The following is a 15,953-nucleotide window of genomic DNA, read 5'->3' as shown; positions in this document are numbered from 1 at the left end:
AACCCACTCTTTCGGCGTGTAATTATTACAAAAGTTAAGTTTATCATAGCATAACGACACGGTTCATGCAAACATCCTAACTACAAGTCGAAAATACTTAATTGGTTCGTATCTGGAAGTCCTTCTAAACATCCGAGTTCATCCATATACTCCGTCACTGTTTTCGATACGCGACCGCGACGTTGGAGGTCTTCTTTCGATAAAAATTCTCCTTCTTCTCGCACAGTGACAATCGTTTTCGCCACGTTCGTTCCGAGCGATGGGATCGAATTAAATGGTGGAATTAAAGCATCCCCATCGATGATGAAATCTGTCGCATGCGAGCGATATAAATCAGGTTTTGCAAAGCGGAATCCGCGCTCGCACATTTCGAGCGCAATTTCGAGCACTATTAATAAGTTTCGCTCTTTCGGACTCGCATCTAATCCTTTATCATCAATTTCTTTAATTTTTGTACGAATCGCACTCGCTCCCCCCGTCATCGTGACGAGATCATAATCGGATGCACGTACGGTGAAGTACGCTGCATAATACATGAGCGGATGATGCACTTTGAAATAAGCGATACGCAATGCCATTAATACGTAAGCTGCGGCGTGCGCTTTCGGGAACATGTATTTAATTTTTTTACATGAATCGATATACCATTCTGGCACTTTGTTTTCCCGCATCGCTTCTTCAAATTCAGGTTGCAGTCCTCGTCCTTTACGCACGTGCTCCATAATAGTGAAGGCGAGGGATGGCTTCAACCCTTGATAAATGAGATAGACCATAATGTCATCTCGACAGCCGATGACGTCGGAAAGCTCACATACGTTATTTTTGATCAGTTCTTGCGCATTTCCTAGCCAAACGTCCGTCCCGTGTGATAGTCCCGAAATTTGAATTAACTCCGAAAACGTCGACGGTTTCGTCTCTTCTAACATTTGGCGCACGAAACGTGTTCCGAATTCCGGCACACCGAGCGTTCCTGTTTTACAGTCGATTTGTTCCGCTGTGACGCCCAGTGCTTCAGGGCTTGAAAATAGTGACATAACAGCAGGGTCATCGGGTGGAATCGTTATCGGATCGATGCCTGATAAATCTTCTAACATCTTGATCATCGTCGGGTCATCGTGACCGAGAATGTCGAGTTTTAATAAGTTTTCGTCAATCGAGTGGAAGTCGAAATGGGTCGTCTTCCAACTTGCCTCCTGGTCGTTCGCTGGGAATTGAATCGGTGTGAAGTCGTAAATGTCCATCGTATCTGGTACGACGATAATTCCCCCCGGGTGTTGTCCCGTACTTCTCTTCACTCCGGAACATCCTTTGACGAGACGATCAATTTCCGCACCGCGATACGTCACGTTGAAATCATTCATATATCCACGAACATATCCGTACGCTGTCTTTTCCGCAATTGTTCCAATCGTTCCTGCACGATATACGTAATCTTCTCCGAACAGCTCTCTCGTGTAGTCGTGCGCTTCAGGTTGATACTCACCGCTGAAGTTTAAGTCGATATCAGGAACTTTGTCTCCTTCGAACCCGAGGAATGTTTCGAACGGAATGTCTTGCCCGTCTTTACGCATCTCAACATCACACGCTTCGCATTTTTTATTCGGCAAGTCATATCCAGAACTGACCGACCCGTCTGTAAAGAAATGCGCTTCATGACATTTCGGACAGACGTAATGCGGTGGGAGCGGGTTCACTTCCGTAATTTCCATCATCGTAGCGACGAAAGAAGAACCGACGGAACCACGTGATCCGACTAGGTAGCCGTCATCGAGTGAACGTTTAACAAGTTTATGTGATATTAAATAAATGACGGCGAACCCGTTATCGATAATGGACTTTAATTCTTTGTCGATACGCGCTTGCACAATTTCCGGCAACTGTTCACCGTAAATATGATGCGCCATGCCGTAAGTGAGTTCGCGAACTTCTTCATCCGCTCCGTCGATATTCGGCGCATATAAGTCATCTTTAATGACTTGAACATGTTCAATACGGTCCGCAATTTGTTTCGGATTGTCTAACACGAGTTGTTTCGCTACTTCTTCCCCTAAAAACTCAAACTCTTTCAACATTTCATCCGTCGTTCTAAAATGTGCTTCCGGCAATGAAGAACGGTTGAGCGGATTCGCTCCACCTTGAGAACGGATGAGCACTTCGCGATATTTCGCATCGGTCGGTTGCACGTAACGCACATTACCTGTCGCACAAAGTGGCAAATTGACACGTTTACTCAATTTGACGAAGCGGCGCATAATGTCTTCTAAGTTCCATTCATCGTGAATGATGTCGCGTTCGATTAAATGTTGATACATCGCTTTCGGATGAATTTCCAAATAATCGTAAAACTGCGCGACACGCTCTGCTTCTTCTAACGGCTTTTGCATCACCGTCTCAAACACTTCTCCGTTATCTGTTCCAGAACCGATCAACAGCCCTTCCCGGTGCTCGATTAAAACGGAACGCGGGATACGTGGAACTCTATAAAAGTAATTAATATGCGAATAAGAGACGAGTTTAAATAAGTTTTTCAATCCGACATCGTTTTGAACGAGCAACGTACAGCTTGTCGGGCGTGAACGCTTGTACGCATCGCCTTTTCCGACTTGGTCATTCAATTGATCTAAATATTCAATCCCTCTATCCATCGCATCTTTCAAAAACTTCACGAATAAATAAGCGGTCGCTTCTGTATCGTAAATGGCGCGGTGATGTTGAGTGAGGTCCACGTCAAAACGTTTCGCTAACGTATCGAGACGGTGATTTCGCATATCTGGATATAAATAACGTGCCATCTCAACCGTATCGATATATGAATACTTCGGCACTTCGATTCCTGCTGTTTGACAAGCTGCGTAAAAGAAGCCCATATCGAAGTTCGCATTGTGCGCGACTAAAATGGCATCTTCACAAAAATCGACGAACTTCGCAATCATTTCTCCGACTTCAGGAGCGTCTTGCACCATATCGTCCGTAATTCCTGTTAAACGGGTCGTCGTTTCAGATAGTGGATGATGAGGGTTCGCAAAACTTTCGAACGTATCGACAATCTCACCATCTTTTAAACGGACAGCCGCAAGTTCGATAATCGTATCGTATGCAGAAGATAAACCTGTCGTTTCTACGTCAAAGACGATGTACGTTTCGCTCGCTAAATGGCGATGCGTCGCTTCGTACGCAATCGGAACGCCGTCGTCGACGAGATTCGCTTCCATCCCGAACAACACTTTAATGCCATTTTTCTTCCCTGCATTAAAAGCTTCGGGGAACGCTTGAACGTTCGCGGTATCTGTAATCGCTACCGCTTCATGTCCCCATTTTGCCGCTTGCTCGATAATATCGCTCGCGCTTGATACGCTATCCATTTGACTCATTTTCGTATGGGCATGAAGCTCAATGCGGCGCTCTCCTTCAGGCGCTTTGTCTTGTCTAAGCGTCACTGAAATTTGCATAATATCTTGGGCCATCATCACGAGGTCGCGAATGTACGTATCGTTTTGAATGCTTCCGCGTGCGCGTACCCACATTCCTTTTTTCATATGTTTCATGCGCTCGGCATCTTCTTTGTCGCGCGAGAACATTTTCACGATGATCGAATCTGTATAATCGGTCACTTTCAACGTCATAATCGAACGACCGCTTCGTAACTCTCGCACTTCCGCATCAAATACATATCCTTCAATCGTAATGCGACGTTCTTCTTCTTGAATCGTTTCAATCGGTGTAATTTCTTCATTTTCTTTAATTAAAATACCGAATTGAAGCGGGCCACCGATCTCTTTATTTTCTTCACGCATTTGTTCCATTTTTTGCATTTGTTGTAGCGCTTGTTGTTCATATGCTGCTTCTTCTTGACGTTTCGCTTCTTCAAATGCGCGTTGCTCTTCTGCACGGTCTTCCGTCGCCTCTTGTACGACGACTTCAACCGGACGCGTTTTCAATCCACATTGACTTAATCGCTCTTGCATGACGGGCAAATAACTTTTGCGGATCGATTCCGCTAAAAAGTCTCGCTCAACCGTACGGATAATTTTTTGTCCTTCAAATTGAAGCGGTCGTTTCGTCATCGCTTCATAGATAGGAGGTGACATCGCGTCGAGTGTTTGAACGACGTACATCCAATACTGTTCATACTCTTCATTCGTCACGTCTCCTTCAGCTGTCTCGATGGAAAGTAACGGCTGTGCAATGGAATGGAATGTTTGATGCAAGCTATCTGTCATTAAACGGTATAGTTGAAAAGGAAGAGGCTTTGGTAAACGAACGATAAAATGCCAACGTTTCGATTTTTTATGAACGATTAACTTGGACAATTCACCACCTGCAAAATGCGTCATATGCACATCTTCCGTTAATCCGATTTGCTGTAGTAAAATGAGTAATTTCTCTTTTTCATTCATCGGTACGACTCCTTTCATGCGACGAAAAAAGGAAGCGAATGCGCTCCCTTTATTGTTTCGTAAAATATTGTTGCAACTTCTCAGTTAGTTCTTCTTTTTGCCATTCATCTTGCTCTCCGTTAGCGCGGTATTTCACTTCGATGATTCCGTCGGCAGCTTTTTTCCCGACTGTAATACGAATCGGTAAACCGATTAAATCCGCATCCGCAAATTTAACCCCTGCACGTTCTTCGCGGTCATCGTATAAAACATCGTAACGATACGATTGTAAGAGTGTGTACAATTCTTCTCCAAGCTCACGTTGTTCATCATTTTTCATATTGACGACGACGAGATGAATTTGGTAAGGCGCAAGTTGTGCTGGCCATTTCAAGCCGTGTTCGTCATTGTACTGCTCAGCAATCGCCGCAAGCAAACGCGAGACTCCAAGACCGTAACATCCCATTTGGAACGGTTGAGCACGTCCGTCACGATCGAGTGCTGTCGCTTTCATCTTCTCACTATATTGCGTTCCTAGTTTGAAAATGTGACCAATTTCAATTCCTTTTGTAAATTGAATCGTTCCTTCACCATCTGGAGACGGGTCTCCTTCTTGAATGTTTCGAATGTCCGCATAACGATCGACCGCAAAATCATGTTCAGGATTAACATTGATGTAATGATAGCCGTCTTCATTCGCACCACATACACCGTTGCGCACTGTGCGAATAGACCAGTCTGCAATCACTTTCATACCGACTGGAAGCTTCACTGGTCCAATGGAGCCGACGTGACAGTTCAGTTGTTCATAAATTAACGCGTCATCTGCTAATTCGACCTGATCTGCTTGTAACACGCGCTTTAATTTAATTTCATTCACTTCATAGTCGCCACGACAAAGGACGGTCGTCAGTTGACCGTCGACGACAAACAACAATGTTTTAATCGTCTGTTCGATTGGCACTTCAAGCGAAGTAACGATTTCTTCAATCGTGCGTTCATTCGGTGTGGCGACACGCTCTATCGGCAAAATGTCTTCTTGTTCTTCACGATCGATCGTTACCGGCAATACTTCTGCCATTTCACGATTCGCTGCGTAGTCGGACGTATCACTATAAGCGATCGTATCTTCTCCGACATCCGACAGAACGATAAATTCATGCGTATCCGTTCCACCAATCGAACCGCCATCCGCTTCGACAATTTTAAAACGCAATCCGAGACGAGTACAGATTTTCGAATAAGCTTCTTTCATTTGCTCGTACGTTTCATCTAAACTTTCATCGTCTAAATGGAAAGAATAAGCATCTTTCATAATAAATTCTCGTCCGCGCAATAAGCCGAAACGTGGGCGACGTTCATCTCGAAACTTCGTTTGAATCTGATAAAGTGTTAACGGTAATTTTTTGTATGAGTTCAGTTCATCACGCACGAGTGCTGTGATCACTTCTTCGTGTGTCGGTCCTAATGCGAAATTTCGCTCATGGCGATCTTGTAAACGGAAGAGCTCTAGCCCGTATTCGTCCCAGCGACCTGTTTCTTGCCACAATTCAGCAGGTTGTAGTGCTGGAAGTAACACTTCAATCGCTCCCACACGTTCTAATTCTTCACGAATGACTTGTTCTACTTTTCGCAATACGCGATGGGCGAGCGGTAAATAAGAATAGACGCCTGACGCGGTTTGGCGAATATAACCTGCTCGTAACAACAATTGATGCGATGCAATTTCGGCATCAGCCGGAGTCTCACGCATCGTTGGAATTAAAGTGCTTGTCTGTCTCATCGTCATCTCCACCTCATTCTATGATTAAACGTTAAAGAAAAATCGTTGAATATCGTTCCACGTTACGACGACCATTAATACGAGTAAAAGGACGATTCCGATAAAGTGAACCATACCTTCTTTCTGTTTATCTACTGGTCTTCCGCGCACCGCTTCAATAGCGAAGAATAATAGACGTCCTCCGTCCAATGCTGGAAGTGGAAGCAAGTTCATAATTCCTAAGTTGATACTAAGTACAGCTCCCCAACTGAGCAAATTAATAAATCCACGTTCCGCAATATCTCCTGTCGCTTTATAAATACCGACTGGGCCTGATAAAGCTTCCATATTTAACTTTCCTGTGACGAGTTGACCAAGAAGGTCTGAAATCTTTCCGAACCAATAAATAAGTTGCTCTCCACCGTAAACGATCGATTTCATGACACCGTGCTCCACTGGACTGCTGTAATACACACCGATGCGACCAAATTGTTGCCCTTGCTCTTCCAACATCGTTGGAGTTACAAGTGCTGTCACTGTTTCGTCGGCACGAATGAGTTGTACTTCTAATTCTTTATTTGGGTTATCATAAATCTTTTCGAAAAACTGTGTCCACTTTTTCACTTCTTTACCGTCGACCGCTGTAATGTAATCGCCCGCCATAATTCCCGCCTCTTCTGCTGGCGAACCTGCTTCTACATCCGCAATAATCGGTTCTTCTGTCGGAACACCTTTCAATAAAGCTAAAATAATGAAGAGGAAAAACGCTAAAATGAAGTTGAACAATGGACCTGCAAAAATCGCCATCGTTCGCGCACCTAATGATTTCGACTCAAACTGACGGTCAAATGGTGCGATTGTCAACTCTTCTCCGTCTTCTACTACCGTTGCTGTACGACTCACTTTATAGCGATATAACTCGCCTTCTTCGTCGTACCCTTCAATATATAATTCACGGTCTAAATCCGCTTTTTCCGTCTCTAAAAAGAGGACGTTTGGATCGTCAACACTTTGATTCATATACAATTTAATAATTTCTTCATCTTCATTCAACACGACTCCGATGCGGTAACCTGGCTTTAATTCTACCGTATCGAAATCTTGCCCCGCCATACGAACGTAACCTCCGAGTGGGAGTAAACGAATCGTATAAAGCGTCTCACCTTTTCGCATACCGAATATTTTCGGCCCGAACCCAATCGCAAATTCGCGCACCATAATGCCTGCACGTTTTGCAAAAATAAAATGTCCGAGTTCGTGGAAAAAGACGAGTGAACCGAAGACGAGTATAAATGCAAATATCGTTTGCATAATTAACCACCTTTACTAGCACATGCTCGTTTTCTATTTCTCTATTGTAGCTGTAATCTCACGTCTTGTCATCGCATCGACTTCGAGTATCGTTTGTAAATCTGGATCTTCGATTACTGTATGTCGCTCCATCGAACGCTCGACCATTTCATCAATTTGTAAAAATGGAATGCGCCCTGCCATAAATGCAGCTACTGCTACTTCATTCGCCGCATTCATCACTGTCGGCAAAGAGCCTCCCGTGCGCCCTGCCTCATAGGCGAGTCTGAGCGCTTTAAAACGTCGTAAATCTAACGCTTCAAAATTCATCTGGCCAAGTTCAACGAGGTCAAGTGGCTTCGGCTCTTGCATCGGAATGCGCTCTGGATACGTCATCGCATACTGAATTGGCACACGCATATCCGGGCTACCGAGCTGCGCAATCATGCTCGTATCACAAAATTCAACGATCGAGTGAATGATGCTTTCACGATGCATGACGCAGTCAATTTGATCGAATGGTAAATCGAATAAATGATGCGCTTCAATGACTTCAAGTCCTTTATTCATCATCGTCGCCGAGTCGATCGTCAATTTATTCCCCATCGCCCAGTTCGGATGCGAAAGCGCTTGTTCTACTGTAACATTCGCCAATTCATCGCGCGTTAAATGACGGAAACTCCCACCGGATGCTGTAATGATTAAACGGCGAATTGTTTTCGGATTTTCTCCGTTCATCGCTTGGAAAAGTGCCGAGTGTTCGCTATCGACAGGAATGATCGGCACGCCAAGCTCCTTCGCACGTTTCATAACGATATGGCCCGCTGCGACAAGCGTTTCTTTATTCGCAAGCGCGATCGGAATGCGCGCTTCAATCGCTGCTAATGTCGGCTCAAGCCCAACGCTCCCGACAACTGCTGTAATGAGCAAGTCCGATTCGTACGTTGCGACCTCTTTCAAGCCGGTCGCACCGCTCACGAATGACGTATTCGGATAACGGACGCGCAATCGTTCAGCATCCGCTTCATCCATCACCGAAACGAGCTCCGGCTGAAAGCGTTCGACCGTCTGTTCGACGAGTGGAATATTGCGCCCTGCGCTCATCGCAACGAGTTGAAAACGCTCTTTGTTATTTTGAATAATATTTAACGTCTGTGTGCCGATCGAACCTGTCACACCGAGAATACTAATTTTCTTCAACGTAAACTTCCTTTCATTAACCGATTAAATGTAAAAAGTGTAATAAAGGTAAGACGAATAATAAACTATCGAAGCGGTCCATCACACCACCATGTCCTGGCAATAATGTCCCTGAGTCTTTCACATCGTAGTGACGCTTTAAGGCAGACTCCACTAAGTCACCGAGTTGACCGAACATCGACGCCACAACCGTGACAATGAGCACTGTTACGAAAGACGGATGAATCGTGAAAAACTGTTGATAAATGAGCACCATGACGACAGCACTCAACACACCGCCCCAAAAACCTTCCACCGTTTTATTCGGTGAAATTTCAGGCCACAGCTTACGCTTGCCTACTTTACGTCCGATAAAATACGCTCCTGAATCGGTCGTCCATACAATTAATAACGCATAAAAAATATACTCAACACCGAATGTGCGCGTTTCGATGAAGTAATGGAATCCAATTCCGACATATAAAAAACTTAAAATCATAAAACCGACATGATCGAATGTGAGACGGTTTTTCGAAATGACTGTCACAATTAATAGTAAAAAAACGATGACGAAAATCATTTCAACGATAGATAATGTCGTCCACTGTTCCAATTGCGCAACGTATTGATTCGGTAATAAAAGGAGTGCTAATGCAATCCAACTTAATAGCCCTTCGATTGAAAAAATCGACAGCTCGCGCATGCGTAACATTTCAAATAATCCGATTGACGCAATCGCATAAATGATGAGCGTCAAAGGGAGTCCTCCGATAAAAATAAACGGAATAAATATTCCGAACGCAACAATTGCGGTAATAATTCGCTGTTTCACGCTTTTTGCTCTCCTTCCACACTTCCAAAGCGACGATGACGAGACTGATATTGCTCTACAGCATCTAAAAAATGATGTTCTGTAAAGTCAGGCCATAATACATCTGTAAAAATAAATTCAGCATACGCTAATTGCCAAAGCATAAAATTCGATAGACGCACTTCTCCACTCGTTCGAATGAGCAAATCAGGTTCATCTAAATGAGCCGTCATCAGTTGAGCATTGACCGTCTCATCTGTAATGTCATCCGCTGATAGCTTTCCGCTTTGAACGAGTTCTACTATTTGTTTCGTCGCTTGAACGATTTCTGCGCGACTGCCGTAGTTCATCGCGAAGTTTAAAATGAGTCCGTCATTATGTTTCGTCTCTTCCATCGCATTATGAATCGCATCTAACGTATGTTGCGGCAAATGCGACGGGTCTCCGATCATTTCAACTTTTACATTTTGTTCAATGAGTTCAGGTAAAAATGTATGTAAAAACTCACTCGGCAATTTCATTAAAAAGTCGACTTCTTTTTTCGGTCGTTTCCAGTTTTCTGTTGAAAAAGCATACATCGTCAACGCACCAATCCCTAGATTGCTTGCGATTCGTGTAATTTTTTTCACCGTGTTCATTCCTTCGTGGTGACCCGCCATGCGTGGTAAAGCACGACGACGTGCCCAACGACCGTTACCGTCCATAATGACGGCGATATGTTTCGGTAATGGTTTTTGTTGTAATTGTTGAACTCGTTCTACGAGCGAGTCTTGGTTTTTTTGTTTTCCTAACAATCGATTAATCATTGTATTCCCCCACCCATCGTTTTAGAGCAAGTCCATCATTATCGTACCAAATTTGAGCATAACTTTCTATGTGCAACTGCAATTGATGACTCGTTTATGTACAAAAAAAGACGCCCTTCTGTTGAGGACGTCTTTTTCGATAGAAAGTTCACTTTCGAAAATCCACCAATGCGTTATACGGAAATTAAATTTCCATAATTTCGTCTTCTTTTTCTTTAGCTAAAGCGTCGATTTTTGAGATGTATGAATCCGTCACTTGTTGAACATCTTCTGTTCCACGACGTAATTCATCTTCTGTAATGTCGCCATCTTTTTCGAGCTTTTTCAAATCATCGTTCGCGTCACGACGGATGTTACGGATTGCAACTTTTGAGTCTTCCGCTTCTTTCCCAACTTCTTTTGCAAGTTCTTTACGACGCTCCTCTGTGAGCGCAGGAACTGCTAAACGGATTAAGTTTCCGTCGTTTGAAGGTGTGATGCCGATATCTGATGCAAGAATTGCTTTTTCGATATCTGCGAGCACTGTTTTGTCGTACGGTTGAATGACGAGTAAACGTGGCTCTGGAACTGAAATGTTCGCCATTTGGTTTAACGGCGTTGGCGCTCCGTAATATTCAACCGTAATGCGATCTAACATCGTTGCGTTCGCACGGCCTGCACGAATACCTGCTAATTGACGTGTAAACGCTTGGATTGACTTTTCCATCTTTTCTTTCGTTTCATTCATCAATGCATTAATCATCTTAATTCCTCCCAATCACTGTTCCGATTTCTTCTCCAAGTACTGCTTTCTTAATGTTACCTTCTTCCATAATAGAGAATACTACGAGTGGAATATCGTTGTCCATACATAAAGTAGAAGCCGTTGAGTCCATCACTTCTAATCCTTGGCTAATGACGTCTAAATACGATAACTCATCATATTTTACAGCTGTTGAGTCTTTCATTGGATCTGCTGAGTAAACACCGTCTACATTGTTTTTCGCCATTAAAATAACGTCTGCTTCAATTTCGGCTGCACGTAATGCTGCTGTTGTATCTGTTGAGAAGTATGGGTTACCTGTTCCCCCTGCAAAGATGACGACACGTTTCTTTTCCAAGTTACGAATCGCTTTGCGACGGATGTATGGTTCCGCTACTTGACGCATGTCGATACTCGTTGCGACACGTGTTTCCACGTCCCACTTTTCAAGGGCATCTTGAAGAGCCATCGAGTTCATCACGGTTGCAAGCATTCCCATATAGTCTGCAGTTGTACGGTCCATGCCCATTTCGCTTCCGATCTTTCCACGCCAAATGTTACCACCACCGACAACAACAGCTACTTCTACGCCAAGTTCTACGACATCTTTCACTTGTTTTGCGACGTTTTTAATCACTTCTGGTGAAAGGCCGAAACCTTTGTCACCTGCTAATGCTTCTCCACTCAATTTTAATACAATACGTTTATATTTAGGCGCGCTCATGTATGTATCCTCCATCTAGTACGTAATTTTGTTGAAAAATAGGGAACACGCATTGTGTCCCCTATACTGTCTTTTTATTAGTTACCTTTTACTTGACCCATTACTTCGTCCGCGAAGTTTTCTTCACGTTTTTCTAAACCTTCTCCAACTTCGTAACGAACGAATTTCACTAATTTACCACCTGTTGCTTCAACGAATTTACCAACTTTTTGGTCTCCGTCTTTAACGAATGGTTGCTCAAGTACACAGATTTCTTCGAAGAACTTGCCGAGGCGACCTTCTACCATTTTCGCAACGATATTTTCTGGTTTGCCTTCGTTAAGTGCTTGTTCTGTTAATACTTTACGCTCGCGCTCTACTTCTTCTTCAGAAACTTCGTCGCGTGAGATGTATTTCGGGTTCATTGCAGCGATGTGCATTGCAACGTCTTTTGCTGCAGTTTCGTCTGTTGAACCTTCAAGTAATGTTAATACTGAAATACGTCCGCCCATGTGTAAGTATGGTCCGAATGCGTCAGCATCTGTTTTTGTCATAATTTCGAAACGGCGAAGTGTAATTTTCTCACCGATTTTTGCAACTGCGCTAGAGATGTGGTCTGCAACTGTTGCACCATTTGACATTGTTGAAGCTTCAGCAGCTTCTACGTCAGCTGGTTTGTTCGCTAAAAGGTGTTCAGCGATTTCTTGTACTAATGTTTGGAATGCATCGTTTTTCGCTACGAAGTCTGTTTCAGCGTTAATTTCAACGATTACTGCTTCGTTTCCGTTAACGAGTACTGAAGTAGTACCTTCTGCTGCGATACGGTCAGCTTTTTTCGCTGCGCTTGCAAGACCTTTTTCACGTAAGAAGTCTACTGCTGCATCCATGTCACCGTCAACTTCTGTTAATGCTTTTTTACAGTCCATCATACCGACGCCTGTTTTTTCACGTAATTCTTTTACCATTGCTGCTGTAATTTTAGCCATTGTATATATTCCTCCTAAGATGAATTTAACTTCTGTAAAAAAGACGATAAGGGGATCAGCCGCTTATCGTCTTTCCATTCGTAAACATCCCGCGCGAGACGGAATGTTCGAGCAAACGCTCACGAATGATTGTTGTGCTTCATAACTTCAACGATGAAAGTCGAATTATTCTGCAGCTTCTTCAGTTGTTTCTTCTTGAGCTACTTCTTCGTCTTCACCTTGGTTTCCTTCGATTAATGCGTCAGCCATTTTGCTCGTTAAGAGACGAACTGCACGGATTGCATCATCGTTCGCAGGGATTACGTAGTCGATTTCGTCTGGGTCACAGTTTGTATCGACGATTCCTACGATTGGAATATTTAATTTATTCGCTTCCGCTACTGCGATATGTTCTTTACGTGGGTCTACGATGAACATAACGTCTGGGATGCGTTTCATTTCACGGATACCGCCTAAGAATTTAACGAGACGAGCGTGTTCTTTCATAAGTTCAGAAACTTCTTTTTTAGGAAGTACGTCGAAAATGCCGTCTTCTTCCATTTTTTCGATTTCTTTCATGCGTGCTACACGCTTTTGAATCGTTTCGAAGTTTGTGAGCATTCCACCTAACCAACGTTGGTTAACGTAGTACATGCCTGCACGTTCTGCTTCTTCTTTAACTGCATCTTGTGCTTGTTTTTTCGTTCCGACGAAAAGAACTTGTCCTCCGTCTTCTCCAACTTGACGCATAAATTTGTATGCTTCTTCAAGTTTTTTCACCGTCTTTTGAAGATCGATGATGTAGATTCCGTTACGCTCAACGAAAATGTATGGTTTCATTTTCGGGTTCCAACGGCGTGTTTGGTGTCCGAAGTGTACACCAGCTTCAAGTAATTGTTTCATTGAAATAATAGCCATTACTAAATTCCTCCTATTGGTTGTTTTCCTCCGCAATGTTCCTCTAAGGAAACGACAGCAAGCTGCACCATTTTCCTTATCCCGATTGCGTGTGTAGTAATACCGTAAGCTAATATATCACATACCGCTTACAGTTGCAAACTTTTTAACGATGAAATTTTAAAAGCAATTCGATTTCTGTTTTCCCACGATCGAACCGCTTCGCTAACGCCTCGATCGATTCTCCTTCATCATAGAGACGCTTCACTTGTTCTTCGTATGTCTCCTCTTTCTCTTCCACTTGAGCTGTCACTTCTTCCTCTTGTACAGGTAGTTCTACTCGCTCTTCTTGTTGTGAAACAGGCGGTGATACTTCATTTATTTCTTCAAGTGCTGTCATTTTTTTACGCTGTTCTTGAATGAGTCGTGCTTGAAGGTGCGAAGCATACGATTGGGGCGTTGCGACAAACTCGTCTTCAATCGGTGGGATGACGAGCGGTTTCATCTCAGACGTCGAATGTTCTTCCGTTTCCTTTTGTGGACGCGGGCGTTCTGTTAAACGTTCGAGCAGCTGTTCATTCTCTCTTTTGATTTCGTCCAAATACAATTGCATTGACATTTCAAACTGCTCAACGAGCTCGCGTTGTTCTTCATACAATTGCTCATTTTTTTGCAAGCGTAAATAAAGAATGACAAGCGCGCTAAGGGTTAGAAATTGTAATAAAAATAATACGATTATCGCTGTGATCATCTATGTCGTCAAATCGATGAATGAACCTTTGTACGGATGCGATTGTGATTTTTTCTTTTCTTCATCACGCGCGCCTTTTTTCCGCTTCGATTGCATCATCTGTTCCTTTCTTTTTTTCTCTTCATCTTCGTCGCGAACTTTCGCTGTCTCTTCCGATTCAAGCACTTTTCCTTTTTTGCGCTTCTCCTCGCGTTCGACGAGTGCACTTGCTAAATCTTGGTTCACTTGTGATTGCTGTTGTTTCTGCTCAGCAATTTTCCCAGCTTCAAATGTTTTCGGTAAAGCGATTTGTAGTTCAATTCCTTTCAAACTCATAAAACCCCTCCGTCTATTACTTCTGGTGCGAGTAAATCTTTCAATTTTAACAGCGCTTTCGAATGGATTTGAGAAATGCGCGACGTCGATAATTCTAAAATTTCACCGATTTCCGTTAGCGTCATATCTTCCGAGTAAAAAAGTTGCAATACCATTTGTTCGTTTTTGTTTAACGTCTCAATTTGTTTAATGAGCTCTTGGATCAGTTCGTTTTTCATCACTTTACTTTCCGGTGTTTCTACTTGCTCATCCTCGATGAAATATTGATGATCGGTATCGTCGGCATCTTGATTCACCTTTTCGTCGATCGATAAAACATTTGAGAAGTAGCGCTCCTGCGTTACTTCATACACATCATCGACCGTCCAGTCTAAATGAGCAGCAATTTCTTCCGGCTCAACATGGCGTTGATATTGTTGTTCTAAATGTTGAATCGCTTCATCTAAACGTTTCGTACGTTCACGCGAAGCGCGCGACAGCCAATCTTCTTTGCGCAAGCCGTCAATGATGGAACCACGAATGCGAAACGACGCATATGTATCAAATTTTAAATCTCGTTTTCGATTGAATTTCGTTAAAGCGTCGAACAACCCCTGTAACCCTAAGCTCATCAATTCATCTTGTGATACCGAACGAGGCACTCGTGCGCGAATGCGTTGGACGTGGTACTGAACGAGCGGTTTGTATTCGTTAACAAGAATGTCTCCTGATAGAGGGTCTCGATTGTTCATCCACTTTTCCCAATGACTATCGATCGTTCGTTCTCTATTGTTTGACACTATGCTCCGCCTCCTTTATCGATTTATAAGTAAATTATACCAATTTCAGCGAAAAAAGGCGACTGAAATTATTCAGCCACCTTTTTAGATGTCTTTTACCCCTTCATTCACTGTACGAATGTTCAATAAAGAGGTTTCAGGATCGAACTCAATCGTTCGTCCTTTCGTACCTCCTACATCTTCAGCGACGATCGGGATTGAAAACTTTTTTAATTGTTCACGCACCGCTTCGATGTTTCGCGGTCCAATTCTCACCGTATCACTAGAGCCGAATTGGAACATTTGAGCACCACCGGCTATCTTCGCCTTGAGCGAAAGTGGACGAGCTCCTTCAAGTTTCAACATTTCAATCAATGCTGGAACTCCAGTGTCTGCGAATTTTGCTACATTTACACGTGTTGATTTCCCTAAGTTGGAGTCAGGTAGCATGACGTGTAAAAGACCTGCAATTTTGCGTGTCGAATCATAAATGACAACGCCGACACACGATCCGAGCCCGGATGTTCGAATCGTCTTCGGCCCTACCACGATGTTCATATCCGCTATTCCGACTCGAACAACGGTTTGATTTTGCATC

General features: G+C 43.4%; 14 protein-coding genes. All 14 read right to left on the bottom strand.

What is annotated here, in order from left to right; genetic code table 11:
• Window positions 1–80: 80 nt before the first annotated feature.
• The 14 genes from ACFQ0V_RS06195 to ACFQ0V_RS06130 all read right to left on the bottom strand — a co-directional run bounded on the left by ACFQ0V_RS06195 (window position 81) and on the right by ACFQ0V_RS06130 (window position 15,952).
• On the bottom strand, window positions 81–4,397 hold the full coding sequence (locus ACFQ0V_RS06195) for a PolC-type DNA polymerase III (protein ID WP_381011062.1): 4,317 nt from the start codon (window positions 4,395–4,397) through the stop codon (window positions 81–83).
• A gap of 49 nt (window positions 4,398–4,446) precedes the next feature.
• The gene (locus tag ACFQ0V_RS06190; RefSeq protein ID WP_381011060.1) at window positions 4,447–6,159 is read right to left on the bottom strand and encodes a proline--tRNA ligase; all 1,713 of its coding nucleotides are present in this window, start codon (window positions 6,157–6,159) and stop codon (window positions 4,447–4,449) included.
• Window positions 6,160–6,183: 24 nt separating this feature from the next.
• Complete coding sequence (gene rseP / locus ACFQ0V_RS06185; protein WP_381011057.1) at window positions 6,184–7,449, bottom strand: RIP metalloprotease RseP; 1,266 nt, start codon at window positions 7,447–7,449, stop codon at window positions 6,184–6,186.
• A gap of 33 nt (window positions 7,450–7,482) precedes the next feature.
• On the bottom strand, window positions 7,483–8,628 hold the full coding sequence (locus tag ACFQ0V_RS06180) for a 1-deoxy-D-xylulose-5-phosphate reductoisomerase (RefSeq protein WP_381011054.1): 1,146 nt from the start codon (window positions 8,626–8,628) through the stop codon (window positions 7,483–7,485).
• Between the two features lie 16 nt (window positions 8,629–8,644).
• On the bottom strand, window positions 8,645–9,439 hold the full coding sequence (locus ACFQ0V_RS06175) for a phosphatidate cytidylyltransferase (RefSeq protein ID WP_381011051.1): 795 nt from the start codon (window positions 9,437–9,439) through the stop codon (window positions 8,645–8,647).
• Window positions 9,436–10,224, bottom strand: a complete 789-nt coding sequence (locus tag ACFQ0V_RS06170; RefSeq protein ID WP_381011048.1) for an isoprenyl transferase — start codon at window positions 10,222–10,224, stop codon at window positions 9,436–9,438. Before ACFQ0V_RS06170 ends, ACFQ0V_RS06175 begins: the two co-directional genes overlap by 4 nt.
• Window positions 10,225–10,408: 184 nt before the next feature.
• On the bottom strand, window positions 10,409–10,966 hold the full coding sequence (frr, locus tag ACFQ0V_RS06165; protein WP_381011045.1) for a ribosome recycling factor: 558 nt from the start codon (window positions 10,964–10,966) through the stop codon (window positions 10,409–10,411).
• A 1-nt stretch (window position 10,967) separates the two neighbouring features.
• Window positions 10,968–11,690, bottom strand: coding sequence for a UMP kinase (pyrH, locus tag ACFQ0V_RS06160; RefSeq protein WP_381011042.1), 723 nt, complete (start codon window positions 11,688–11,690; stop codon window positions 10,968–10,970).
• 77 nt (window positions 11,691–11,767) lie between these two features.
• Window positions 11,768–12,655 (bottom strand): translation elongation factor Ts, encoded by an 888-nt coding sequence (gene tsf / locus ACFQ0V_RS06155; RefSeq protein ID WP_381011039.1) that lies wholly within the window; start codon window positions 12,653–12,655, stop codon window positions 11,768–11,770.
• 165 nt (window positions 12,656–12,820) lie between these two features.
• On the bottom strand, window positions 12,821–13,552 hold the full coding sequence (rpsB, locus tag ACFQ0V_RS06150; RefSeq protein ID WP_381011036.1) for a 30S ribosomal protein S2: 732 nt from the start codon (window positions 13,550–13,552) through the stop codon (window positions 12,821–12,823).
• Between the two features lie 145 nt (window positions 13,553–13,697).
• Window positions 13,698–14,282 carry a hypothetical protein gene (locus ACFQ0V_RS06145; protein ID WP_381011033.1) on the bottom strand — a complete coding sequence of 195 codons (585 nt, stop codon included), beginning with the start codon at window positions 14,280–14,282 and terminating at the stop codon, window positions 13,698–13,700.
• Window positions 14,283–14,597, bottom strand: a complete 315-nt coding sequence (locus ACFQ0V_RS06140) for an RNA polymerase subunit sigma (protein WP_381011031.1) — start codon at window positions 14,595–14,597, stop codon at window positions 14,283–14,285.
• Window positions 14,594–15,376, bottom strand: coding sequence for a FliA/WhiG family RNA polymerase sigma factor (locus ACFQ0V_RS06135; RefSeq protein ID WP_381011028.1), 783 nt, complete (start codon window positions 15,374–15,376; stop codon window positions 14,594–14,596). Before ACFQ0V_RS06135 ends, ACFQ0V_RS06140 begins: the two co-directional genes overlap by 4 nt.
• Window positions 15,377–15,460: 84 nt before the next feature.
• Window positions 15,461–15,952, bottom strand: a complete 492-nt coding sequence (locus tag ACFQ0V_RS06130) for a chemotaxis protein CheD (RefSeq protein ID WP_381011867.1) — start codon at window positions 15,950–15,952, stop codon at window positions 15,461–15,463.
• Between the last annotated feature and the right edge of the window lies 1 nt (window position 15,953).

The sequence above is a fragment of the Savagea faecisuis genome (genome assembly GCF_042675605.1).
In the GTDB taxonomy this organism is placed as follows: domain Bacteria; phylum Bacillota; class Bacilli; order Bacillales_A; family Planococcaceae; genus Savagea; species Savagea faecisuis.
This window is presented reverse-complemented; position numbering and strand designations above follow the sequence as displayed.

Coding starts and splice junctions, on each gene's coding strand:
- ACFQ0V_RS06195 (WP_381011062.1), bottom strand. CDS start 4,397: ATGAATGAAAAAGAGAAATTACTCATTTTACTACAGCAAATCGGATTA.
- ACFQ0V_RS06190 (WP_381011060.1), bottom strand. CDS start 6,159: ATGAGACAGACAAGCACTTTAATTCCAACGATGCGTGAGACTCCGGCT.
- rseP (WP_381011057.1), bottom strand. CDS start 7,449: ATGCAAACGATATTTGCATTTATACTCGTCTTCGGTTCACTCGTCTTT.
- ACFQ0V_RS06170 (WP_381011048.1), bottom strand. CDS start 10,224: ATGATTAATCGATTGTTAGGAAAACAAAAAAACCAAGACTCGCTCGTA.
- frr (WP_381011045.1), bottom strand. CDS start 10,966: ATGATTAATGCATTGATGAATGAAACGAAAGAAAAGATGGAAAAGTCA.
- pyrH (WP_381011042.1), bottom strand. CDS start 11,690: ATGAGCGCGCCTAAATATAAACGTATTGTATTAAAATTGAGTGGAGAA.
- tsf (WP_381011039.1), bottom strand. CDS start 12,655: ATGGCTAAAATTACAGCAGCAATGGTAAAAGAATTACGTGAAAAAACA.
- rpsB (WP_381011036.1), bottom strand. CDS start 13,552: ATGGCTATTATTTCAATGAAACAATTACTTGAAGCTGGTGTACACTTC.
- ACFQ0V_RS06145 (WP_381011033.1), bottom strand. CDS start 14,282: ATGATCACAGCGATAATCGTATTATTTTTATTACAATTTCTAACCCTT.
- ACFQ0V_RS06140 (WP_381011031.1), bottom strand. CDS start 14,597: ATGAGTTTGAAAGGAATTGAACTACAAATCGCTTTACCGAAAACATTT.
- ACFQ0V_RS06130 (WP_381011867.1), bottom strand. CDS start 15,952: ATGCAAAATCAAACCGTTGTTCGAGTCGGAATAGCGGATATGAACATC.